This window comes from Colwellia sp. MEBiC06753 (genome assembly GCF_053470325.1).
In genome coordinates, this window is the sequence record NZ_JBQMTM010000014.1 from 98,907 (window position 1) to 122,904 (window position 23,998).

The following is a 23,998-nucleotide window of genomic DNA, read 5'->3' on the forward strand; positions in this document are numbered from 1 at the left end:
GTACGAATTAAGCTTTTTCTAAAGTTAATCAAATTTTAAGTATAGAAAAGCGTAGTGACAAAAATATGTCACTACGCTCATTTTTATTACCAGCGGTAATGTGCGAACGCTTTGTTCGCTTCAGCCATACGGTGAACGTCTTCACGTTTCTTAACCGCAGAGCCTTTGTTGTCAGACGCATCTAACATTTCGTTAGCTAAGCGCTGAGCCATTGATTTTTCACCACGTTTACGAGCTGCTTCAACTAACCAGCGCATGGCTAGCGCGTTACGACGCACTGGACGAACTTCAACTGGAACTTGGTAAGTAGAACCACCAACACGACGAGATTTAACCTCTACTTGTGGGCGAATGTTATCTAGAGCGATTTCGAAAAGCTCTAAATGTTCTTTATCACTTTGTTTCTCAGCTAAAATGTCTAATGAATCATAAACGATTTTTTCTGCAACAGCTTTTTTACCATCAACCATAAGGATGTTGATGAATTTTGCTAAAAGTTCATTACCGAACTTAGGATCTGGCAATATTTTACGTTGCCCTACGACGCGTCTTCTTGGCATCTTGAATTCTCCGTTTAATTCAGGGATTTCCCAAAATTGTTAAAATTTAAATTTGGCCTTACTTCACGGAAACCGTTAAGATTTAGGGCGCTTCGCACCGTATTTAGAACGGCCTTGTCTACGATCGTTAACACCAGAACAATCTAGTGCACCACGAACGGTGTGATAACGTACACCTGGTAAGTCTTTAACACGACCACCACGGATTAAGATTACGCTATGCTCTTGTAAGTTGTGACCTTCACCACCAATGTATGAAGTTACTTCGTAACCGTTAGTTAAACGAACACGAGCAACTTTACGAAGTGCTGAGTTTGGTTTCTTAGGCGTAGTTGTATATACGCGAGTACATACGCCACGACGTTGTGGACAAGCTTGTAACGCTGGAACGTTACTTTTTGCAACTTGTCTGACACGTGGTTTACGTACCAATTGGTTAATAGTTGCCATTATAGCTCCTGATTAAGTTAAAACTGTGTGCTACTAGCGCATAATGCTAAAAACACACTCTCATAAACGTGTAAAAATCAATCCTTTTAAAAACCGCGCAACGAGGCACAGATTAAAAGGTCGCAGAATTCTAATGGTCAAGCTTTAAGCTGTCAAGCAAAACAAGTAGAGGATCGGTTAAACAGCGGGATTTAGATCCTTTTTATTAAAAACTCACTGTTTTTATAAAAAGTAGGTAATAAAAAAGCCGCTATTTAATAATAAATAGCGGCTTTTAATGAAAGGTTAACTAATGATTACAAAACTGGATCGTTTTGATCATTTGCTTCCATATCTGCATTTAGGGCATCAGTTAATGCTTGTGCAGCTTCATCGGCTGAAACCGTTGTCTCTTGCTCAAGTGCAGCATTACGTTTGCGAATGCGATCTTGGTGATACGCATAACCAGTACCAGCTGGAATTAAGCGACCAACAATAACGTTTTCTTTCAGACCACGTAAGCCATCTTTCTTACCAGCAACAGCTGCTTCAGTAAGAACACGCGTTGTTTCTTGGAACGACGCCGCTGAAATAAACGATTCTGTAGCAAGTGAGGCTTTAGTAATACCCATCATTTGCATTTCGTATTCAGCTGGTTGCTTACCTTGCGCTTCAAGTTCACGGTTTGCGATGTTAACGCGTGCCACTTCTACTTGTTCGCCTTTTAAGAATTCTGAATCACCTGCATCAATGATTTCACACTTGCGAATCATTTGACGTACGATAACTTCGATGTGCTTGTCGTTGATTTTTACACCTTGTAAACGGTATACGTCTTGTACTTCGTTTACGATGTAGTTAGCAACATCAGCTACACCACGTAAGCGTAAGATGTCATGTGGTGACTCTGGACCATCGGCAATAACTTCACCTTTAAGCACTGATTCACCTTCGAACACGTTAAGTTGACGCCATTTTGGAATCATCTCTTCGTATACGCTACCATCTTGTTGCGTGATTAATAAACGACGCTTACCTTTAGTTTCTTTACCGAAACCAATGATACCAGTCTTCTCAGCAAGAATTGCAGGCTCTTTAGGCTTACGCGCTTCGAATAAGTCAGCAACACGTGGAAGACCACCGGTAATATCACGAGTTTTCGACGACTCTTGTGGAATACGTGCTAATGCGTCACCGATACCAACTTCTGCACCATCTTCTAGGTTAACAATCGCGTTACCTGGTAAGAAGTATTGTGCAGGAATATCAGTACCTGCAATCATTACGTCATTACCTTTAGCATCAACTAGCTTAACCATTGGCCGCATTTCTTTACCCGCAGAGCTACGTTGGCTAGCGTCAGTAACAACCGTGCTAGATAAACCAGTTAATTCATCAGTTTGACGTGTCATGGTTAAACCATCGATAAGGTCAACAAATTTGATCTTACCCGCTACTTCCGTGATGATTGGATGCGTATGTGGATCCCAGTTTGCAACTACTTCGCCCGCTTCGATAGCTTCGCCATCTTGCTTGCCTAGTACCGCACCGTAAGGCACTTTATAACGCTCTTTTTCACGACCTAATTCGTCGATAACTGTTAATTCAGATGAACGTGAAGTAATAACTACTTTGTTGTCACTGTTGTGAACAAACTTAGCGTTTTGTAACTTCAAGGTACCAGTATTCTTAACTTGTACAGAGTTCTCAGCTGACGCACGAGATGCCGCACCACCGATGTGGAACGTACGCATGGTTAACTGTGTACCTGGTTCACCGATTGATTGTGCAGCTACAACACCAATCGCTTCACCTTGGTTGATCATATGACCACGTGCTAAGTCACGGCCGTAACAGTGAGCACAGATACCGTAGTCTGTAGAACAAGTAATAATTGAACGTACTTTAACTTGGTCAACTGAGTGTTCTTCTAATAAGTCACACAGTTTTTCATCAATCAATGTGTTACGTGGAAGTAATACATCTTCAGAACCTGGAACTAATACGTCTTCACAAACAACACGACCTAATACACGCTCACGTAATGGTTCTACAACATCACCACCTTCAATTAGTGGTGTCATTAATAGGCCTTCTTCAGTGCCACAGTCATGCTCTGTTACAACTAAATCTTGCGCTACATCAACAAGACGACGTGTTAAGTAACCCGAGTTAGCCGTTTTAAGTGCCGTATCGGCAAGACCTTTACGCGCACCGTGAGTTGAGATGAAGTACTGTAATACGTTTAGACCTTCACGGAAGTTTGCAGTAATTGGCGTTTCGATGATTGAACCATCTGGTTTTGCCATTAGACCACGCATACCCGCTAACTGACGGATCTGAGCGGCACTACCACGAGCACCCGAGTCAGCCATCATGAAGATTGAGTTGAATGAGTCTTGCTCTTCCATCTCACCGTCACGGTTTTCAACTTGCTCTTTCGATAAGTTGTCCATCATCGCTTTTGAAACTTTTTCGTTAGCTGATGACCAGATATCGATTACTTTGTTGTATTTCTCACCGGCAGTTACAAGACCTTGCTCGAACTGGGCTTGAATTTCTGCAACTTCTTCTTCTGCACCTTCGATGATAGTGTACTTCTCATCTGGAATTACCATATCGTCGATACCAACTGACGCACCTGCGATCATCGCATAGTGGAAACCAGTATACATAATGTGATCAGCAAAGATTACAGTCTCTTTAAGACCTAAGTTACGGTATGCATGGTTAATTAAGCGAGAAATTGGCTTCTTGCCTAGAGGTTGATCGATAACTTCGAACGGTAATCCTTTAGGACAAACTTGCCATAAAATTGCACGACCAATCGTAGTATCACGTAAAGTTGTAGTTGCAACTAACTCACCTTCGTCATTGCGAACGTGCTCAGTAATACGAACTTTAACGCGAGCATGTAATTCTGCAGCACCAGTGCGGTAAGCTTTTTCAGCTTCAGCGGCACTTGCTAATACCATGCCTTCACCTAAACCGTTAACACGATCACGTGTTAAGTAGTAAAGACCTAATACAACGTCTTGTGATGGTACGATGATTGGGTCACCGTTAGCAGGAGAAAGTACGTTGTTCGTTGACATCATTAATGCACGTGCTTCTAGCTGTGCTTCTAATGTTAACGGTACGTGAACCGCCATTTGGTCACCATCGAAGTCAGCGTTATACGCCGCACACACTAATGGGTGTAAGTGAATCGCTTTACCTTCGATAAGTACAGGTTCGAATGCTTGAATACCAAGTCTATGAAGTGTAGGTGCACGGTTAAGCATTACTGGATGTTCACGAATTACTTCGTCTAATACATCCCATACTTCTGCGCCTTCACGCTCTACTAATTTTTTAGCCGCTTTAATCGTTGTTGCTAAACCACGTGCTTCTAATTTTCCGTAGATGAATGGCTTAAATAACTCAAGAGCCATTTTCTTTGGAAGACCACATTGGTGTAAACGTAATGTAGGACCTACGGTAATTACAGAACGTCCTGAATAGTCAACACGCTTACCAAGAAGGTTTTGACGGAAGCGACCTTGCTTACCTTTGATCATATCAGCAAGCGATTTTAATGGACGCTTGTTTGAACCAGTAATTGCACGACCACGACGACCGTTATCTAATAACGCATCAACTGACTCTTGTAACATACGCTTTTCGTTACGTACGATAATGTCTGGTGCAACTAAGTCTAATAAACGCTTCAAACGGTTATTACGGTTAATTACGCGACGATATAAATCATTCAGATCTGAAGTCGCAAAACGACCGCCATCTAGTGGTACTAGTGGACGTAAATCTGGTGGAAGAATTGGTAATACCGACATAATCATCCATTCAGGCTTGTTACCTGACTGGGCGAATGCTTCCATTAATTTAAGGCGCTTAGTGATTTTCTTACGCTTAGTTTCGCTGCCGATTTCAGGTAGCTCTTCACGCATTTGCGCAATATCACCTTCAAGATCGATTTGTTGAAGAAGCGCTAATACCGCTTCAGCACCCATCTTCGCATCGAACTCATCGCCGTGCTCTTCTAGTGCATCTAGGTATTCTTCTTCTGTAAGAATTTGGCTCTTTTCAAGTGAAGTCATACCTGGCTCAGTTACCACGTATGATTCAAAGTAAAGTACGCGCTCAATATCACGTAATGTCATGTCTAATAATAGACCGATACGAGATGGTAATGATTTTAAAAACCAAATATGCGCAACCGGGCTGGCTAATTCAATGTGACCCATACGCTCACGACGTACTTTGGTTAATGTAACTTCAACGCCACATTTTTCACAGATAACACCACGGTGCTTAAGGCGCTTGTATTTTCCACAAAGACATTCGTAGTCTTTTACTGGGCCGAAAATACGCGCACAGAATAAACCGTCACGCTCCGGCTTGAACGTACGATAGTTAATAGTTTCAGGTTTTTTAACTTCACCAAATGACCAAGAACGAATCAGGTCTGGCGATGCTAATCCGATGCGGATGCCATCGAATTCTTCCGTTTGATTTTGTTGCTTAAGAAACTTAAGTAAATCTTTCACACTCTATCTCCTGTCGGAGTTAACCTTGATAGAGAGCAGAATATCTGCTTCTGCTCTCTACGTGTACTGACTATTGTCAGCGTTTTAGCTCTTGCTTGGCCAGTTATTCTGCATCTAGCTCAATGTTAATACCTAAAGAGCGGATCTCTTTAAGCAATACATTGAACGATTCAGGCATACCTGGTTCCATACGGTGATCGCCGTCAACAAGGTTTTTGTACATCTTAGTACGACCGTTAACGTCATCCGACTTAACCGTAAGCATTTCTTGTAACGTGTAGGCAGCACCGTATGCTTCAAGTGCCCATACCTCCATCTCACCGAAACGCTGACCACCGAACTGAGCTTTACCACCAAGTGGTTGCTGAGTAACCAGACTGTAAGAACCTGTTGAACGCGCATGCATCTTGTCATCCACTAAGTGGTTTAGTTTCAGCATGTACATGTAACCTACCGTTACAGGGCGTTCAAATTTACGTCCAGTACGACCGTCAGTTAAAGTGAACTGGCCGCTTTCTGGCATGTCCGCTAACTTGAATAAGTCTTTAATTTCACGCTCACTTGCACCGTCAAATACAGGAGTTGCAATTGGAAGACCTGCACGTAAGTTATCAGCTAAACGTAATACTTCGTCGTCAGAGAAGTTATCAATATCCACTTCCTGGCGAGACTCACCTAAGGTGTAAACTTCTTTTAAGAAGTCACGTAACTTAGCAAGTTCACGTTGTTCTTCAAGCATACGGTTGATCTTCTCACCGATACCGCGTGCTGCCATACCTAAGTGAGTTTCTAAAATCTGACCGATGTTCATACGTGATGGTACACCTAACGGGTTAAGTACGATATCAACTGGTACACCGTTCTCGTCGTATGGCATATCTTCTACCGGAACAACGTTTGAGATAACACCCTTGTTACCGTGACGACCGGCCATTTTATCACCTGGTTGGATGCGACGCTTAACTGCTAAGTAAACTTTAACTATTTTAAGTACGCCTGGTGCTAAATCATCACCTTGAGTGATCTTACGACGCTTAGTTTCATACTTCTTATCAAACTCAGCTTTGATTGCATCGTATTGCTCGGCAATTTGCTCAAGCTCAGATTGCGTGCCTTCGTCAGATAAGTTCTGTACTAACCACTTGTCACGAGACATGCTGTTTAAGTCAGACTCATTCATGCCAGCAGAAAGTAATAATTTCTTAGCACGAGCATAAATGCCGTCTTCTAAGATAGCGAATTCATCGCCTAAGTCTTTCTTAACTTGCTTAAGCTGCATTTCTTCAATTTCTAATGCACGCTTGTCTTTCTCAACGCCGTCACGAGTAAAGATTTGAACATCGATAATAGTACCTGAAACTGAGTTAGGTACACGTAATGAACTATCTTTAACGTCTGCTGCTTTCTCACCGAAAATAGCGCGTAAAAGTTTTTCTTCTGGTGTAAGTTGCGTTTCACCTTTAGGCGTTACTTTACCTACTAAGATATCGCCGCCTTTTACTTCAGCACCGATATAAACAACACCAGATTCATCTAGTTTGCTTAATGCAGATTCACCAACATTAGGAATATCAGAAGTAATTTCTTCTGAACCTAATTTAGTATCACGAGCAATACAGCTTAATTCTTGAATGTGAATCGTTGTGAAACGGTCTTCTTGAGCTACTCGCTCAGATAACAACATTGAATCCTCAAAGTTGTAACCATTCCAAGGCATGAACGCGATACGCATGTTTTGACCAAGTGCTAATTCGCCCATATCAGTTGATGGGCCATCAGCAAGTACATCACCACGAACCACTGGTTCACCCATGTGAACATTTGGACGTTGGTTAATACATGTGTTTTGGTTAGAACGTGTGTATTTTGTTAAGTTGTAGATGTCGATACCCGCTTCACCTGGGATCATTTCATCTTCATTAACTTTAACAACGATACGTGATGCATCAACGTATTCAACAACACCGCCGCGCTTAGCAACTGAGGTTACACCTGAGTCAACCGCAACGATTTTTTCCATACCTGTACCAACAAGTGGCTTGTCTACTTTTAACGTAGGAACCGCTTGACGTTGCATGTTCGAGCCCATAAGTGCACGGTTAGCATCATCGTGTTCAAGGAATGGAATTAATGATGCCGCCACAGAAACGATCTGTTGTGGAGAAACGTCCATGTACTGAACTGCTTCTTTAGACATCAAAGTAAATTCATTTTTGTGACGACAGTTAACTAGGTCATCAGTTAGTTGACCGTTTTCGTCACGTGCAGCATTTGACTGAGCGATAACAAAGTTACCTTCTTCAATTGCTGATAAGTAATCAACGTCATCGGTTACTAAGCCGTCAACAACACGACGGTATGGCGTTTCTAAGAAACCATAGTCGTTAGTACGAGCGTAACAAGATAAAGAGTTGATTAGACCAATGTTTGGACCTTCAGGCGTTTCGATTGGACATACACGACCATAGTGAGTTGGGTGAACGTCACGTACTTCGAAGCCTGCGCGCTCACGCGTTAAACCACCTGGGCCTAATGCAGAGATACGACGCTTGTGCGTTACTTCCGATAACGGGTTGTTTTGATCCATAAATTGTGAAAGTTGTGATGAACCAAAGAACTCTTTAACCGCTGCAGAAATTGGCTTAGCGTTGATTAAATCTTGTGGCATTACTGCGTCTAAATCACCTAGTGATAAACGCTCACGTACAGCACGTTCAACACGAACAAGACCTACGCGGAATTGGTTTTCAGCCATTTCGCCAACGCTGCGGATACGACGGTTACCTAAGTGATCGATATCGTCCACTTCGCCTTTACCGTCACGAATAGCAATTAAAGTTTTCATTACCGCGATGATGTCATCGTTAGATAACGTACCTTCGCCAGTTGACTCATCGATACCAACACGACGGTTGAACTTCATACGACCAACCGTTGATAAGTCGTAACGCTCTAATGAGAAGAATAAGTTCGCGAATAAACCTTCAGCTGCATCTTTTGTTGGTGGCTCACCAGGACGCATCATACGGTAAATTTCAACTAACGCTTCTAAACGGTTAGTTGTGCTATCTACACGTAATGTATCTGACATATATGAACCAACATCAAATTCGTTCATATATAAAGTAGAAAGTTTCTTATGGCCGGCTTGACTTAGCTCAGCTAATAACTCTAAGGTAATTTCAGCATTCGCTTCAGCAATAACTTCACCAGTAGACTCGTCAATATAAGCTTGAGATAGCACTTTACCAACGATGTATTCCGCTGGTACTTCTAACTCATTTACATTTTCTTTTTCTAAGGTGCGGATATGACGAGCAGTGATACGACGACCTTGCTCAACAACTACATCACCATTTGGCAATTTAATATCAAATGTCGCAGTTTCACCACGTAAGCGCTCAGGAACAAGTTCCATGATCAGCTTGTCGCCTTTGATTTCATAACCAGTAGTGCTATAGAACATGGCTAAGATTTCTTCGGTAGAGTAATCTAGCGCACGTAAAATAATAGATGCTGGTAATTTACGACGACGGTCAATACGAACGAATAAGTTATCTTTCGGATCAAACTCAAAGTCTAACCAAGAACCACGGTAAGGAATAACACGTGCATTATAAAGCACTTTACCTGATGAGTGTGTCTTACCTTTGTCGTGATCAAAGAATACACCTGGTGAACGGTGTAGCTGAGAAACGATTACACGCTCAGTACCATTAATAACGAACGTACCGTTCTCTGTCATTAATGGGATTTCGCCCATGTAAACTTCTTGTTCTTTGATATCTTTAACTGTACCTGCTGGCGCTTCTTTATCGTAAATTACTAAACGTAATTTAACGCGTAAAGGCGCTGAATAAGTGACACCGCGAATTTGACATTCTTTCACGTCAAATAATGGCTCACCTAAACGGTAGCTAACGTATTGTAATTCTGAACTACCAGAATATGCCTTAATTGGGAAAATAGAACGAAACGCGGCTTCTAAACCTGTTTCACCTGTTGGATCAATATCAATAAACTTTCTAAAAGATTCGAGTTGAATGGATAACAAGAATGGATAATCCATTACTTGTGCACTTTTACCAAAGTCCTTTCTAATTCGTTTCTTCTCAGAGTAAGAGTAAACCATGGGGTTCCTCAGCTAGCTGGGTTGTACCGAACCTGCCTTATATTTGTCGACTAAATCTAAGGCAGCCTTAATGCTATGACATCAAATGCCAAGTTGATTAAATACTGGAATCACTCAATATTTAATCAACTTGGCAGCGTCTAAACTTTTAATATTGCACTGTTTTGCTTATAAAAAAAACTAATTTATTCTAGGTTTTAAAAAATAGCGTTATTTAGCGCAAAAAGGCCGGTGACGTTTAAATCACCAGCCATTGCCTATTAGGCAGCTAATCTGTCAAAAGACAGATTACTTGATTTCAACAGTTGCGCCTGCTTCTTCAAGTTCTTTCTTAAGAGCTTCTGCTTCTTCTTTAGAAACACCTTCTTTAAGAGCTTTAGGAGCTGATTCAACAACTTCTTTCGCTTCTTTAAGGCCAAGACCTGTAGCGCCACGTACTGCTTTGATAACAGCAACTTTGTTAGCGCCGAAGCTTGCTAATACTACGTCGAATTCAGTTTGCTCAGCAGCAGCGCCACCAGCGTCAGCAGCAACAGCTACAGCAGCTGCAGCAGATACGCCGAACTTCTCTTCCATTGCTTCGATTAATTCAACTACGTCCATTACTGACATTTCAGCAATAGCATTTAGGATATCGTCTTTAGAAATAGACATTGTGTAATTTCCTACTTGTAATAAACAGTCTTGTAAAAAGTAAGACCTGTTTTAAATAACTATAAATACAAAAAGTGCTTATTATGCTCGTTACATGTGAGCCAATTAAAATTAAGCAGCTTCTTGCTCTTTCTGATCGCGAATTGCAGCAATCGTGCGGCAAAGTTTGCCAGCAGATGCTTCTTTCATAGCGCTCATTAGGCGTGCAATAGCTTCGTCGTAAGTAGGTAGCTTAGCTAACATATTTACGTCTACAACTTCACCTTCGTATGCCGCAGTTTTTAATTCAAAGATATCGTTTTCTTTAGCGAAATCAGCGAATAAACGCGCAGCAGCACCCGGGTGCTCGCTTGAGAATGCAATTAATGAAGGACCTACGAATGAATCTTTTAAACATTCGAAAGGAGTACCTTCTACTGCGCGACGTGCTAAAGTGTTACGGACAACTTTCATCCATACACCTGCTTCACGTGCTTGCTTACGCAATACAGTAATTGCTTCAACTGTTACACCGCGAGAATCGGCAACAACAGCTGATTGAGCGCCATTGGCAGCTTCTTGAACTTCAGCAACAATTGCTTTTTTATCATCAAGATTGATAGCCATCGGCTTTAACTCCTGGTTTAACCGGAAATATCCGGTATTAACATCTCTGGGCCAGTAATAATTACTGCCCCAGCCATTACGGCGAGAGCCAGAATTTAAGGAAATATCTGGGTAATCACCATCTACGTAGGCATTAATTAAGGTTACTAATTACTAAGTAACTACAACCACCTACGGTCTTTGACGGGACTGTTCAAACTAACTGTAAACAGAGAATTCCAACAGTTCCTACCAAAATTAAGGGGCGAAATTATAGTTCAATATTTCACCCCTGTAAAGCTTCTAAAAAAGAAGATTAGAAGTTTAAGCTACCTTGGTCTACTGATACACCAGCACCCATAGTAGTTGAAACAGAGATCTTCTTAATATATTGGCCTTTAGCATTTGCTGGTTTTGCTTTCTTAAGCGCTTCCAATAATGCTTCTAAGTTCTGTTGTAACTTAGCGTCGTCGAAATCAACCTTACCAATTGTAGTATGGATGATGCCGTTCTTGTCGTTACGGTAACGAACTTGACCAGCTTTAGCGTTGTTTACCGCTGTGACTACGTCAGGAGTTACTGTACCAACTTTCGGGTTAGGCATAAGGCCACGTGGACCTAAGATTTGACCTAACTGACCTACAACGCGCATTGCATCTGGAGTAGCAATAACTACGTCGAAGTCCATTTGACCTGCTTTAACTTGTTCAGCTAAGTCATCCATACCAACAACGTCAGCACCGGCTTCTTTCGCTTTTTCTGCATTTGCACCTTGAGTGAATACAGCAACGCGAACGTCACGACCAGTACCGTTTGGAAGTACAGTTGCACCACGAACGTTTTGGTCTGATTTACGAGCATCGATACCTAAGTTAACAGCAACATCAACACTTTCTTTAAATTTAGCAGTTGCTAATTCTTTTAAAAGCGTTAATGCTTCGTTGATTTCATAATCTTTTAATACGTCTACTTTTTCACGGATAAGACGAGCGCGCTTTGATAATTTAGCCATTGATTAGTCCTCTACCACTAAACCCATTGCACGAGCGCTGCCCGCGATAGTACGTACAGCAGCTTCCATTGAGCCAGCTGTAAGATCTGGTTCTTTCATCTTAACGATTTCTTCAAGTTGTGCTGTAGTTACAGTACCCACTTTTTCAGTGTTAGGACGACCAGAACCTGACTTGATACCAGCAGCTTTCTTAAGTAAGAATGATGCAGGTGGAGTCTTTGTTTCGAACGTGAAAGAACGATCGTTGTACACAGTAATTACTACTGGTACTGGAGCGCCTTTTTCTAAAGAATCTGTTTTTGCGTTGAACGCTTTACAGAATTCCATGATGTTCACACCGTGTTGACCAAGAGCTGGACCAACTGGTGGTGACGGGTTAGCTGCACCAGCAGCTACTTGTAGCTTGATTAAAGCTTGGACTTTTTTAGCCATCTTTAAATTTCCTATGTTTGGGTTCAAACGCCCTGCTCTTTTGAGCACCGCTACTGCTTTAAAACAGTATGGAACCTTAACGGTTCAGCTCCCCGTGGATTAAAAACTGCGTTTTTTTGTTGAACTTTTTAAAAAGCCAAATAAAAACGGCAGCGGATTATAAATTAATCAACGCTGCCGTTTCAAGTTCTTTTTCGGTTTAGGCTAAAAACAGTACCTAAACTGGTTATATTTAGTGAAAAAAGCTATTAAGCGCCTTTTTCTACTTGACCAAATTCTAGGTCAACTGGTGTAGAACGCCCAAAAATAAGTACCGATACTTTGATGCGGTTCTTTTCGTAATCAAGCTCTTCTACCACACCATTAAAGTCAGCAAATGGGCCATCGATAACACGTACCACTTCACCCACTTCAAATAAGGTTTTAGGCTTAGGCGCATCAGTCTCTTCAAGACGCTGTAAAATGCGATCAGCTTCTTTTTGGGTGATCGGCATTGGGCGATCTGATGTACCACCAATAAAACCTAATACGCGAGGTACAGATTTCACTAAATGCCATGCTTCTTCATCCATTGCCATTTCAACTAATACATAGCCTGGGAAGAATTTACGTGCAGATTTACGCTTTTGACCAGCACGCATTTCAATAACTTCTTCAGTTGGTACAAGTACTTGACCAAACTTGTCTTGTAAGCCATGAATTTCAATGTGCTCTAATAGCGTTTTTTGCACACGTGCTTCATAGCCTGAAAATGCTTGAACTACGTACCAACGTAATTTCGGCTTATTCTCTTGGTTTGTGTTTTCTGTGATTGATTCGTCAGACATAATCTATACCTGTAAGCCAGTGATAAAACCAACAACCCAGAATAATACTGAGTCTAAGCCCCACATTAGCAGCGACATAATTAGCGTTGCTACTAATACGATACCCGTAGTTTGCACGGTTTCTTGGCGAGTTGGCCATACTACTTTACGTACTTCAGTGCGCGACTCTTTAGCAAATGTTACCGCTGCACGACCTTTTTCCGTCTGCATTGCGAGTAAACCCGCCACAATTACCGCAGCTACTACACCAATCGCACGAACTAATACTGATTGATCTGCAAAATAATAGTTACCTACAACAGCACCAATTAAAATAAGGAAGATAACCCCCCATTTTAAACCATCTAGAGAACCATTCGTTTGGTTTTCTGTACTTGCATTCATAAATACGACCTGTAATTTTCGTCTAATCGACTACAAACCTTCGCGTTACGCAAAGTCTACAGTACAACAGTTTGTACTTTTAAAATTTGGCAGGGGTAGAGAGATTCGAACTCCCAACCGTCGGTTTTGGAGACCGCTGTTCTACCAATTGGAACTATACCCCTAAATTCTGTTTACACTTATCGAGTGTTTCTTAGTTTGTTTTGGGAAAAATTAAGAGATACTCTAGAAGTGAGCTCGCTATTATACTCAGTCAATCACTATACTCAAGCGCTATTTGTTAAATAGAACACCAAAATATTTAACTTAGCTAAAAGGCAATTAAAATTTACTGAGTTAACAGTCCTTGGCGTAGCCAAAAAGGTTTATCTCTAAACCAAAGTGTCATTACCCATTTTTCTCCAGAGGTCACTTCACTGCCTCGATGAATGCTAGCGATTAATCGATTATGCTGCGCATCAACATTGGCAAAGCTAATAATTTGTCCATGTTTAGGGGTGATGGAATAATGAGGCTGTTTAAACTGGGTTTCACCACCGGTAAAATTATCGTTTAGGTTGAACAAACCTGTTCTAATACGTTGTCCAAATTGGTTTAACTGCGCCTGAATTGATTCATTATGTGGGTAAATATGGTCATAATGCCATTTGTAATATTCACCGGGTAAATAGCGTAACACCACAGGTGGCTCGGCATACTTCATCGCTAGGCCAACGACGTTAGCAGTTAGACGCTCAATAATAGCTAGTTCTATTGAGGTGTTTGGCAACGGCGTTAAAAATTGACTGTTATTACGAATGGATTGGTTTTTACTACCCGCACCTTGATCGCCAAATAAAGTAACATCCCGTAATAGCGGCAAAACATCGTTTTGTATTTCTTCCGTTAATGATTTAGCAATATCGGTTTGCGAAATAGCGATGTGTTCATCTACTTGCTCGCTGCTTGGTGTTTTTATTATCAGTTGCCAAATAGACGCTGCAACTGGCGCAATAGCATCGAAGGGCAGTCCTTCGATTAATGTTTGATTGGACTTAATTGCCAGTGCAATATCATCTTCACATTCACTGGATATCGACAAAGAAGCCAAATAGTTATTTAGCTTTGCCAATGCTGGCACTTGCCAATGAACGGCATAACTTGCGGCCAAAAGTACTTCATCAATGCCAACCTCACTTCGTAACACGTGAATTAGCCATTGCTCAGCGAATTGCTTATTAGTTTGAGCCTGTTTTATTACGGCCGCTAGCGTTAACTGGCCAACATGCTTTAATTCAAGCAACTCCTGTAATGACATAGATAGTTAATCCAAAGCAAGGTTTTTAAATTCTACGGTAGTATAAAGTGCTAGCAATAGAATTAAAACGATTCAACCGACTCTTGTTTAACAATAAATTTCAGACACAAATTCGATGCGTTTCTTTAGGTAAGGGCAGATACAACACCAGCCCTTCTCTGCAACGTTAGCTTCGTCGCAAAGCCCCTCGCCTTCACTTGCTAACATTGGTCCACTCTGACAATTGCTTAACACGCTCAATCATCAGGATTCTCTTTGATGTTGGTCGTACCAACAATAAATTTCAGACAACAAAAAAGGCCGCTTACGCGACCTTTTTCAGGGTGTATTCTAGAAAATCTATCGATTATTCGATGATTTTAGATACAACACCAGCACCTACTGTGCGACCACCTTCACGGATAGCGAAGCGTAAACCTTCGTCCATCGCGATTGGGTTAATTAGCTCAACAACAAACTTCAAGTTGTCGCCTGGCATTACCATTTCTACACCTTCTGGTAACTCTACTGCACCAGTGATGTCAGTTGTACGGAAGTAGAACTGTGGACGGTAACCTTTGAAGAATGGTGTATGACGACCACCTTCATCTTTCGTTAATACGTAAACTTCTGATTCAAACTTAGTGTGTGGCTTGATTGAACCTGGCTTACATAATACTTGACCACGTTGTACTTCATCACGCTTAGTACCACGTAATAACACACCACAGTTCTCACCAGCACGACCTTCGTCTAGAAGCTTACGGAACAATTCTACACCAGTACAGGTTGTAGTTGTTGTGTCTTTGATACCTACGATTTCTACGTCGTCACCTACACGGATGATACCACGCTCAACACGACCTGTTACTACTGTACCACGACCTTGGATTGAGAATACGTCTTCGATTGGTAAGATGAAATCACCGTCAATCGCACGCTCTGGCTCTGGAATGTAAGTGTCTAAGTGACCCGCTAATTCAAGAATCTTCTCTTCCCATTGTGCTTCACCGTTAAGTGCGCCTAATGCTGAACCTTGAACTACTGGTAAGTCATCACCTGGGAAATCGTATTCTGAAAGTAACTCACGTACTTCCATCTCTACTAATTCTAATAACTCTTCGTCGTCTACCATGTCACATTTGTTTAAGAAAACAATAATGTAAGGTACACCTACTTGGCGAGATAATAAGATGTGCTCACGTGTTTGTGGCATTGGACCATCTGTTGCAGCACATACTAAGATTGCGCCGTCCATTTGTGCAGCACCTGTGATCATGTTTTTAACATAATCGGCGTGACCTGGACAGTCTACGTGCGCGTAGTGACGGATTTCTGTATCGTATTCGATGTGAGAAGTATTGATTGTAATACCACGCTCACGCTCTTCTGGAGCGTTATCGATTTGTGCGAAATCGCGTACATCACCACCGTAAGTTTTAGTTAATACTGCAGAGATAGCAGCTGTTAATGTAGTTTTACCGTGGTCAACGTGACCGATAGTACCAACGTTAACGTGCGGTTTCGAACGTTCAAATTTTTCTTTAGCCACTTTTAAGTCCTCAAAGGTAGAGTAAGTTAAAAAATATCAAAAGATAGCGAGGGAATAGGAGATCTAAGGAAATGGTGCTAATAGGCAGATTCGAACTGCCGACCTCACCCTTACCAAGGGTGCGCTCTACCAACTGAGCTATATCAGCACTATTATACAAAGATGGAGCGGGTGGCGGGAATCGAACCCGCTTCATTAGCTTGGAAGGCTAAGGTAATAGCCAGTATACGACACCCGCTTTCTATTATCAGACTATCTCTGCAAAAAATGGTGGAGGGAGGTGGATTCGAACCACCGAAGGCGGAGCCGTCAGATTTACAGTCTGATCCCTTTGGCCACTCGGGAACCCCTCCAATAACCTTTTGTTCATTTACTGATAAATGAATTACTAATGGTGCCGACTGCCGGAATCGAACTGGCGACCTACTGATTACAAGTCAGTTGCTCTACCAACTGAGCTAAGTCGGCACTACATTAAGTGGAGCGCATTCTAGATTAATGCATTTCAGCTTGCAATAGCTAAAATTAAAATTTTAATAAAAATAACCTGTTTGCTGTTTTTTTACTCACAAAGCCAAGATTAATTGAGCAAATAACGACTTAAACCATGAAAAACTAACAGTGGTTGATGCTCTACTTTCAACGCTAACAAGGCAATTAACGCCTCGCTATTGCCGCCGGTAATAATAACTTTATCTAGCGGAAGTTGCTCACGCTTTAGTAGCTCAATGGCCTGATTAATTAACCCGAGCGTTGCTCCCCATGCGGCTTGTGCTAGGTTGTCATTGGTATTCTTCCCAAAAGCCTGTGAATTTATTATAGGATTAGTACCCGAAACTTTCGCTGTTTGGCTTTGAATACTAAAAAATAAAGTATCAATTCCTGCTAAAATCCAACCACCATGAAAATGTCCGCTGGCATCAATATAATCAACAGTTGTCGCTGTGCCTGCATCAATAATTAGACACGCCAAATCTGCGTATAATTTATTGGCACCTAACAATCCTAGCCAACGATCAATCCCTAATTGTGAAGGATTATCATAGCCATTGGTAACACCAAACGCCTGTTCACAAGTTTCAACTTTAGTTAAGCTTATCTTACGACTAACCGCCCATTGTTCAATTACTTCAGCAAAACATGCTTGGGCGACACTCGCCAAAACAATCTCATTACAGCTTTGCCAATTATCATCCAGCCAACGGTAAGTCAGCGAAATATTATCGCAAAACCGTACAGCGCTAATTTGACCAGAATCAACAGCACAATACTTGACTCTAGTATTGCCAATATCAACCAGCAGGCGCATCTAGCCTCCTTAAACTCACTTCACCACCATAAACAGGTGAAACTTTACCTTCAACTTCAAATAACAAGGCCCCATGTTCATTTACCCCTCGACAAATGCCATGTTTTTCTTGTTCACCGGTTATAACTTTAACGGGTTGATTTAAAAATAAATCTCGTTGATGCCAGTCTGGCAGCATGGCACTAACACCTTCTAGTATTTGCTGCTCCAAACGGCGATTTATCGCAACAACAATGTGTGCCGCGAGGAGATTACGATCTATGGTTTGGCTTATGTGGCGTTGTAAGTCAGTCCATGGTTGATTTATTTCATGGGCGATATTTTCTGGCATATTTAAGTTAATGCCAATACCAATGACACTATGGCAAGTACCTGTTGCCTGGCCTTCTAGATCAATTAAGATCCCTGCTAATTTCACGCCATTATAGTAAACATCATTTGGCCATTTTAACTCGACATCTACATTATATAATTCAGTAATTGCATCGCTAATTGCAAGGGCAGTTAATAAACTTAAGCCCATGGCAGATGCCATACCTTCTACTAGAAATCGATAATAAGAAAGGTAGAGGTGTGAGCCAAATGGCGATAGCCACTGGCGACCTCGCCTACCACGACCTGCACTTTGATGCTCAGCAATACACACTTGGCCAGGCTCTATTTGATTCGGTAATTTTCTCAATAAATAGTCATTGGTAGAATCAATAAAACTGTGTACTTCAACCGTATTGGTGGCATTAAGTTTCGCCAATAGCTGTTGTATTTTAGCTTTATCTAACAGATTAATTGGCTGTGCTAGCTGATAGCCCTTGCCGCGGACTTTAAAAATATCTAAGCCCATTTTTACTAGGGCATTCACTTGATTAGAAATTGCTGCTCTAGAAACGCCTAATTCATCCGCTAATAGTTGCCCTGAAATAAAAGAGCCGTCAGCTAACGCTCGAATCAGTCGTTCACGAATTGGTTTAGACATGATTAAATATCTCTGCAGCCGCTCGTTCACCTAGTGCTGCCACCAGCCTCACTTCAGGTTCGAGTGTGATTGAAAATTTTTCTTGTACTTGGCCAATGACATGCCGAGCTAATGCCACGATATCTTCACCTTTAGCATTTCCATAGTTAACGAGTACCAAAGCTTGTTTGCTATGAACTCCGGCATCTCCTAGTCGAAAACCTTTTAGCTGTGCTTGCTCAATCAACCAACCTGCTGCAATTTTCACTTGGTCATCTGGCTGCGGGTAATTTGGGATATCTGGATATTGCTGCTTTAGTCGTTTGAATTCTTCGCAGTTAATAATAGGGTTTTTAAAAAAGCTACCAGCGTTAGGTAATTCTTCAGGATTTGGCAATTTGCTACTTCTGATAGCCATTACCGTGTTCATCACCTCTAAAGCATTGGCACATTCAGGTAATTGATTCAAACCGGCATACCCAAGGCTAGGTTGCCACGCTTTCGAAAGTTTTAGCTCTACTGCAACGATAATTCCTTGGCCTTTTAGTTGCCGCTTGAACACGCTGTCTCGATAACCAAATTGGCAATCATAAGCTGCCAATATCGTTACTTGGTTGCTTTTAAAGTCATACCAATGCACTGCTTGGCAAAAATCGGCAAACTCAACGCCATAAGCTCCAATATTTTGAATAGGTGCAGCACCGACACTACCAGGGATCAGTGCTAAATTTTCCAAGCCTGGCATGCCATGCTCTACAGTATATGTGACTAGCTTTTGCCAATTTTCTCCGGCTTGAACAGTGAGTAAGTAGTCCTCTGCCGTTTCTTCAACCGCTATACCAAGTAGTTTAGGACGAATAAGTTTGGGCGCTTCATTTTCAGTAAATAAAGTATTACTCCCTTCACCTAACACGTAATAGTCGGCTAATGACGTTAACGTTTGTAACTCCTCGAATGAGTCTACTTCGATAATTTCAGGGCAATAAGCATCAATTGCCATGGTGTTGTATAAGCGGGTATTGGTAGAAAAGCTTGTTTTCATAATATGGCAGGTAATTTTTTGGAGCTAGTTTACTTAAGCGGCCTAACTTCGGCAAATATCTAAGATAAAAACTTTAGCCTTGTTTACGTACCGGTAATTTTATAATGTTTGCACGCTCATTATAATAATTATTTTGATAGCGCGAAGTATCAATGTTTTCACTGTGGTTGATGACGATACCTTCAATAGGCGCTTTAGCCTGCTTTAGCATTCGCAAACCAGAGGTAATTTGTTCACGTTTAGTTTTAGTACCGTGAACAACATAAAGCACACTTTCGACTAATCGCGAGATAATAATTGCATCACTTACCGCGTTAACTGGCGGGGTTTCAATCACTATACGATCGTAAAAGTTACCAAAAACCTTGATTAACATATCAAAGCGTTTCATCGATAAAAATGCTTGTGGGTTAGCTGGCGAAATACCCGAGGTCAAAATATCTAATTTAACGTGCTTATCACGGACTATACATTCGTTAATTTGATGGGTTTTAGCTAATAAGTTTGATAATCCAGGGCGATATGGTTCTAGGTCTAAATTTTTTGCTACCGTTGGGTGACGTAGATCGGCTTCTATCAACAGCACCTTTTCCATTTCACTATAAGAACGCGCTAAATTGAGTGCTACCGTAGACTTTCCTTCACCAGGTACTGAAGACGTTACCGCAATAATTTTGGGAGGCCTTTGTTCGTTGTTAAATAACAATGCAGTTCTCAGAGTTCGTATTGCTTCGGTAAAGCGACTGTCAACTTGAGATCTATCTTGTACTTTTTGCCCTGTGTTTTTGAACTTAGGCAGTACAGCTAGAACTGGAGCTTCATGAAAACTTTCTAACTTACGTCGTGAATTTAAGGTATCAACTAATAGCTCACGCATCACAACATAAATGGCAATAATTAAAAAAGCGAGAATAAAGCTGATAACAACAGTTAGCGACCTATTCGGCGAATAAGGTGATTTAGCAATGATAGCCTTATCAAGAAACCTTACATAAAAGGTCGCTTTATAATTGCCCATAGCGTCAGTTTCTTTTAGTCGCATTAAGTAACTGTTATAAAGTTCTTTGTTTGTATCGACTTCTCGCTGCAATTGTGAAAACTTATTTTTAAGGCGGCTTAACCTCAAAAAGTTGGCTTTAGCTGTCGCCAATCTCGCTTGATTTGCTTTTACTTGCTCTATCATTGACAGATAATCTTTTTCAATTGACAGCACTCGGTCATGAATCTGATTATCAATGCTGGCCTTTATAGTTTCTAATTCAGCTTGAACGGCAATTCTTTTAGGATGTTTAGGCCCGTATCGACGAGATATCTCTGAAAGTTTACGCGAAAGTCGCTCTTCACCATCTTTTAATTGCATATATACGCGGTGGTTATGAACTTCTTTAATCTCGGCAAGTTTAGTTAAATTGCCTTTATACTTTTGAATAAATAGATAGATAACCTTCAGATCATCGAGCTCTTTTTCAATTTTGAGGCTTCGCTCTGTTAATGCACCAATTTCATCACTGACTAAGCCAGCAATACCATTAACATCGACCAAACCTTCTTGCTCAATAAACTCTTGAAGTGCTAATTCTGAAGCTTCTAACTTCATCCCCAGCTCTTCTAGCTGATCAACCAACCACTGCGAGGTGTTTTCTTTAGTGGAGCTATGGATTTCATCTTGATATTGCAAATAGGTTTGACCAACTTGATTAGCAATATCTTTTGCAAGTTCAGGGTAATATGAACTAAAAGTAATTTTAACCAATTCGGTATTTGCTATTGGTTTAATCGTTAATTGAGATCTGAAACGATCGACAACCGCTGCCAACGTCGGTTTTTCGGTAGTAGAGTTAGTTAAAAATGCCAACCTATCGTTAAATCGATTTGAGCTAAACTCTGGGTGCTCAATCAAGTTAAGCTGAACAATCACCCGCTCAGCAAATTTGCGTGAACGCAGAATTTCATATTGTGTTTGAATTAATTCTTGGGAAGCTTTTACATCATTAAATGCTTCGTTAATAGATAATGTACTAGCACCTATATTACTGCCAATTTGCAAAATCGCACTACTTTGATATTGGGGCTTTAAAAGCGAGACATAAGAAGTAGCTAGAAAAGTAACGGCCAAAGTAAAAAACAAGATGTACCAGCGTTTATTCCATAGTGGACTCAAGAGCTCTTTTAATGAGAGATCATGATCACTGAAGTTATAGCTTGACGCAGTACTATCTATATTCATCAAAAGAAACTTTGCTCTATTTCTATAATATCGTCAGGCAATACCTGAGTTGCAATATCAGCACTTAACGTTAAGGGTTTTCCATCAACTAAGCGTGTAATTTTCCATTGAGACTTTGACGCTCTTGCCGATAAACCACCGGCTAAAGCGATAGCTTTGTCTAGTCGTAAATCATCTTGATAGGCATATCCCCCAGGGCGCTTAACTTCTCCATGAATGAAGAATGGGCGATATTCTAAAATAGAAACCGATACTTGTGGGCGAACTAAATAATCACCACGCAAGCCACTAGTAATATACGACTCCACTTCTGCAGGTGTCAGGCCTATCACCCGAACGTCCGCTAAAAATGGAAATGACAACATGCCTGATTTATCAATTTTTAATTCCGTTTGTAAATCTGGCTCATCATAGACATTGATTAGTATTTTATCTCCAGCACCTAGTAAATAATTGGCATCGGCCGAGTATGCGAAATTATTCAACAGCATAGATAAAACTAGTAAAAACAGTGTATTTTTCAGACAACAACTCATTAAATTATTAACTCAAGACCTACTGAAAATATTTGGCGATTATAATTTAACGTCGTTAAATTAGCTTCTTTATCAGTGTATAAATATTCACCGTTAATTAATACTGTATCGGTTATTTTATAGTTAACTTTAGCGTTAAAAATTGTGCGCTTATCTTTACTTTCCCCTTCAGCCAAAACCACCAAACTATCTCTATATGAAGCATTGAGCCCTAAGTTAACAGTGTCAGTCAGCTGATATTTGATATCAACTCCGTAATTATCGGTAATTTTTACCGCGGTGTTTAGTTCGGATGTATCATCAGTACTACGAGCAGATTTTAAAGAAAGGGTGAAAAGCTCAGAAGGTTGCCATAGGTATTGACCTAGCCAGCTAAAGCTAGATTGGCGATAGTTATTTTCGTCAAAAGAAACGGCTTGATATCCCAGTAGCAACTTTAACTCACTCAATACAGATGGTTGCCACTTTACTCCGATTAAACCGTGCCCATGTAAACGATTAAATGCCTCGTTGGCTTTGTAATTAAATTGCCCATAAACAAAATCAGTTGCTAGGTAGGTTTTACCAGATAATAAATAATTAAAATCAATAGCTGCAAATATTCGGTCATATTCATAAGCAGAAGTGATCAACTTACGTGTCGAATAACTCACCTGCTCTGCGCCAATTAACGCATTTAGTCGACTAACCGATTCCGGTCGCCCTATCTGATAGCCTAGATTAAACAGGGCAGTCTCCCTAGTGTCACCTTTAGCTAGTGTATTAGCTATCCCTTGAGAAAGACCCGTACCACGGAACTCATAATTTTTATTAAAGGAAGCTGAAAAGAAAGCACGCTGTTGGTCTATTGTTTTTATAAAGTATTTACCAAGCGCTGTAATATCTGTGTGTTGATCATCGCTAAATTTAGCATATGTTTTATAGTTGGCATCTGCATAAATTTGAAGCAATTGGTGATCAGAGAAACTTTGGATAAAAAGGCTAGGCTCTACTTGATAACCAGTAGTTGATTGTTGGGTATCTTCGCTAAATAAAAAATTATCAATCATCAAGCCATTAAGCTTAACATTACCAATAAACTGGTCACCTTCAACAAAGGGAAAGTTAAAGTTTGAATCTGAACGTTGATAACCAGTAGCATAGGAATTAGCTACAGTTAATAAAGTTAAAGAAAGTACTAAATTTGAAAATAGGCGCATAAAAGTGTTTTTATTTTATTATGCGGTAATAGCCTGACAAAACAAACCATTTATTTAACGAAGTATTCACCTTTGTTATCAAGCGACAACATTAGGTGTCGAGATACTTTCTATATAATACAGTTATTAAAATAAATAGAGACTCTAGAATGCGCTTAAAACAGTCTCTTAGCATGCAGTTATGGAGGTTAAATCTCAGACAGCAAAAAGCCCGATTCAGATGAGTCGGGCTTTGATATTAGGTGCCTAGCGATGTCCTACTCTCACATGGGAACTCCCACACTACCATCGGCGCAGTTGCATTTCACTTCTGAGTTCGGCATGGGTTCAGGTGGTTCTACAA

General features: G+C 40.8%; 18 protein-coding genes, 5 tRNA genes and 1 rRNA gene. All 24 read right to left on the reverse strand.

The genetic code is table 11. The features are described from left to right. Window positions 1–86: 86 nt before the first annotated feature. On the reverse strand, window positions 87–560 hold the full coding sequence (gene rpsG / locus ACOB82_RS12145) for a 30S ribosomal protein S7 (RefSeq protein ID WP_448213255.1): 474 nt from the start codon (window positions 558–560) through the stop codon (window positions 87–89). Window positions 561–635: 75 nt separating this feature from the next. Beyond that, the gene (rpsL, locus tag ACOB82_RS12150) at window positions 636–1,010 is read right to left on the reverse strand and encodes a 30S ribosomal protein S12 (RefSeq protein ID WP_044842190.1); all 375 of its coding nucleotides are present in this window, start codon (window positions 1,008–1,010) and stop codon (window positions 636–638) included. 296 nt (window positions 1,011–1,306) lie between these two features. Further along, complete coding sequence (gene rpoC, locus ACOB82_RS12155) at window positions 1,307–5,536, reverse strand: DNA-directed RNA polymerase subunit beta' (protein WP_448213256.1); 4,230 nt, start codon at window positions 5,534–5,536, stop codon at window positions 1,307–1,309. A gap of 103 nt (window positions 5,537–5,639) precedes the next feature. Next, complete coding sequence (gene rpoB, locus ACOB82_RS12160) at window positions 5,640–9,668, reverse strand: DNA-directed RNA polymerase subunit beta (protein ID WP_448213257.1); 4,029 nt, start codon at window positions 9,666–9,668, stop codon at window positions 5,640–5,642. Between the two features lie 288 nt (window positions 9,669–9,956). After that, window positions 9,957–10,322, reverse strand: coding sequence for a 50S ribosomal protein L7/L12 (gene rplL, locus ACOB82_RS12165; RefSeq protein WP_448213258.1), 366 nt, complete (start codon window positions 10,320–10,322; stop codon window positions 9,957–9,959). Window positions 10,323–10,433: 111 nt separating this feature from the next. Next, window positions 10,434–10,928, reverse strand: a complete 495-nt coding sequence (gene rplJ, locus ACOB82_RS12170; RefSeq protein ID WP_448213259.1) for a 50S ribosomal protein L10 — start codon at window positions 10,926–10,928, stop codon at window positions 10,434–10,436. Between the two features lie 295 nt (window positions 10,929–11,223). Next, window positions 11,224–11,919 carry a 50S ribosomal protein L1 gene (gene rplA, locus ACOB82_RS12175; RefSeq protein ID WP_448213260.1) on the reverse strand — a complete coding sequence of 232 codons (696 nt, stop codon included), beginning with the start codon at window positions 11,917–11,919 and terminating at the stop codon, window positions 11,224–11,226. A gap of 3 nt (window positions 11,920–11,922) precedes the next feature. Further along, entirely contained in the window at window positions 11,923–12,351 is a 429-nt protein-coding gene (gene rplK, locus ACOB82_RS12180; protein ID WP_448213261.1) for a 50S ribosomal protein L11, read from the reverse strand. 248 nt (window positions 12,352–12,599) lie between these two features. Beyond that, window positions 12,600–13,178, reverse strand: coding sequence for a transcription termination/antitermination protein NusG (nusG, locus tag ACOB82_RS12185; RefSeq protein WP_448213262.1), 579 nt, complete (start codon window positions 13,176–13,178; stop codon window positions 12,600–12,602). Window positions 13,179–13,181: 3 nt separating this feature from the next. After that, the gene (gene secE / locus ACOB82_RS12190) at window positions 13,182–13,562 is read right to left on the reverse strand and encodes a preprotein translocase subunit SecE (protein WP_448213263.1); all 381 of its coding nucleotides are present in this window, start codon (window positions 13,560–13,562) and stop codon (window positions 13,182–13,184) included. A gap of 87 nt (window positions 13,563–13,649) precedes the next feature. After that, a tRNA-Trp gene (locus ACOB82_RS12195) sits at window positions 13,650–13,726 on the reverse strand. A gap of 164 nt (window positions 13,727–13,890) precedes the next feature. Continuing rightward, window positions 13,891–14,859: a prolyl hydroxylase family protein gene (locus tag ACOB82_RS12200; protein WP_448213264.1), complete on the reverse strand. Its 969-nt coding sequence runs from the start codon at window positions 14,857–14,859 to the stop codon at window positions 13,891–13,893. A gap of 346 nt (window positions 14,860–15,205) precedes the next feature. Next, complete coding sequence (tuf, locus tag ACOB82_RS12205; RefSeq protein WP_448213265.1) at window positions 15,206–16,390, reverse strand: elongation factor Tu; 1,185 nt, start codon at window positions 16,388–16,390, stop codon at window positions 15,206–15,208. Between the two features lie 72 nt (window positions 16,391–16,462). Then, window positions 16,463–16,538: transfer RNA gene (locus ACOB82_RS12210), tRNA-Thr, on the reverse strand. Between the two features lie 15 nt (window positions 16,539–16,553). Continuing rightward, window positions 16,554–16,628: transfer RNA gene (locus ACOB82_RS12215), tRNA-Gly, on the reverse strand. A gap of 30 nt (window positions 16,629–16,658) precedes the next feature. Continuing rightward, window positions 16,659–16,743 (reverse strand) — tRNA-Tyr (locus ACOB82_RS12220). 39 nt (window positions 16,744–16,782) lie between these two features. Beyond that, window positions 16,783–16,858 (reverse strand) — tRNA-Thr (locus ACOB82_RS12225). 112 nt (window positions 16,859–16,970) lie between these two features. After that, a complete protein-coding gene (locus ACOB82_RS12230) occupies window positions 16,971–17,699 on the reverse strand; it encodes a type III pantothenate kinase (RefSeq protein WP_448213266.1) in 729 nt (242 codons plus the stop codon). Further along, the gene (birA, locus tag ACOB82_RS12235; protein ID WP_448213267.1) at window positions 17,683–18,672 is read right to left on the reverse strand and encodes a bifunctional biotin--[acetyl-CoA-carboxylase] ligase/biotin operon repressor BirA; all 990 of its coding nucleotides are present in this window, start codon (window positions 18,670–18,672) and stop codon (window positions 17,683–17,685) included. Before birA ends, ACOB82_RS12230 begins: the two co-directional genes overlap by 17 nt. After that, window positions 18,665–19,693, reverse strand: a complete 1,029-nt coding sequence (gene murB, locus ACOB82_RS12240; RefSeq protein WP_448213268.1) for a UDP-N-acetylmuramate dehydrogenase — start codon at window positions 19,691–19,693, stop codon at window positions 18,665–18,667. Before murB ends, birA begins: the two co-directional genes overlap by 8 nt. Window positions 19,694–19,766: 73 nt before the next feature. After that, entirely contained in the window at window positions 19,767–21,920 is a 2,154-nt protein-coding gene (locus tag ACOB82_RS12245) for a GumC family protein (protein ID WP_448213269.1), read from the reverse strand. Further along, entirely contained in the window at window positions 21,920–22,411 is a 492-nt protein-coding gene (locus tag ACOB82_RS12250) for a polysaccharide biosynthesis/export family protein (RefSeq protein WP_448213270.1), read from the reverse strand. Before ACOB82_RS12250 ends, ACOB82_RS12245 begins: the two co-directional genes overlap by 1 nt. Window positions 22,412–22,455: 44 nt before the next feature. Next, window positions 22,456–23,655 (reverse strand): outer membrane beta-barrel protein, encoded by a 1,200-nt coding sequence (locus ACOB82_RS12255; protein ID WP_448213271.1) that lies wholly within the window; start codon window positions 23,653–23,655, stop codon window positions 22,456–22,458. Window positions 23,656–23,899: 244 nt separating this feature from the next. Continuing rightward, a 5S ribosomal RNA gene (gene rrf, locus ACOB82_RS12260) occupies window positions 23,900–23,998 on the reverse strand; the annotation flags it as partial.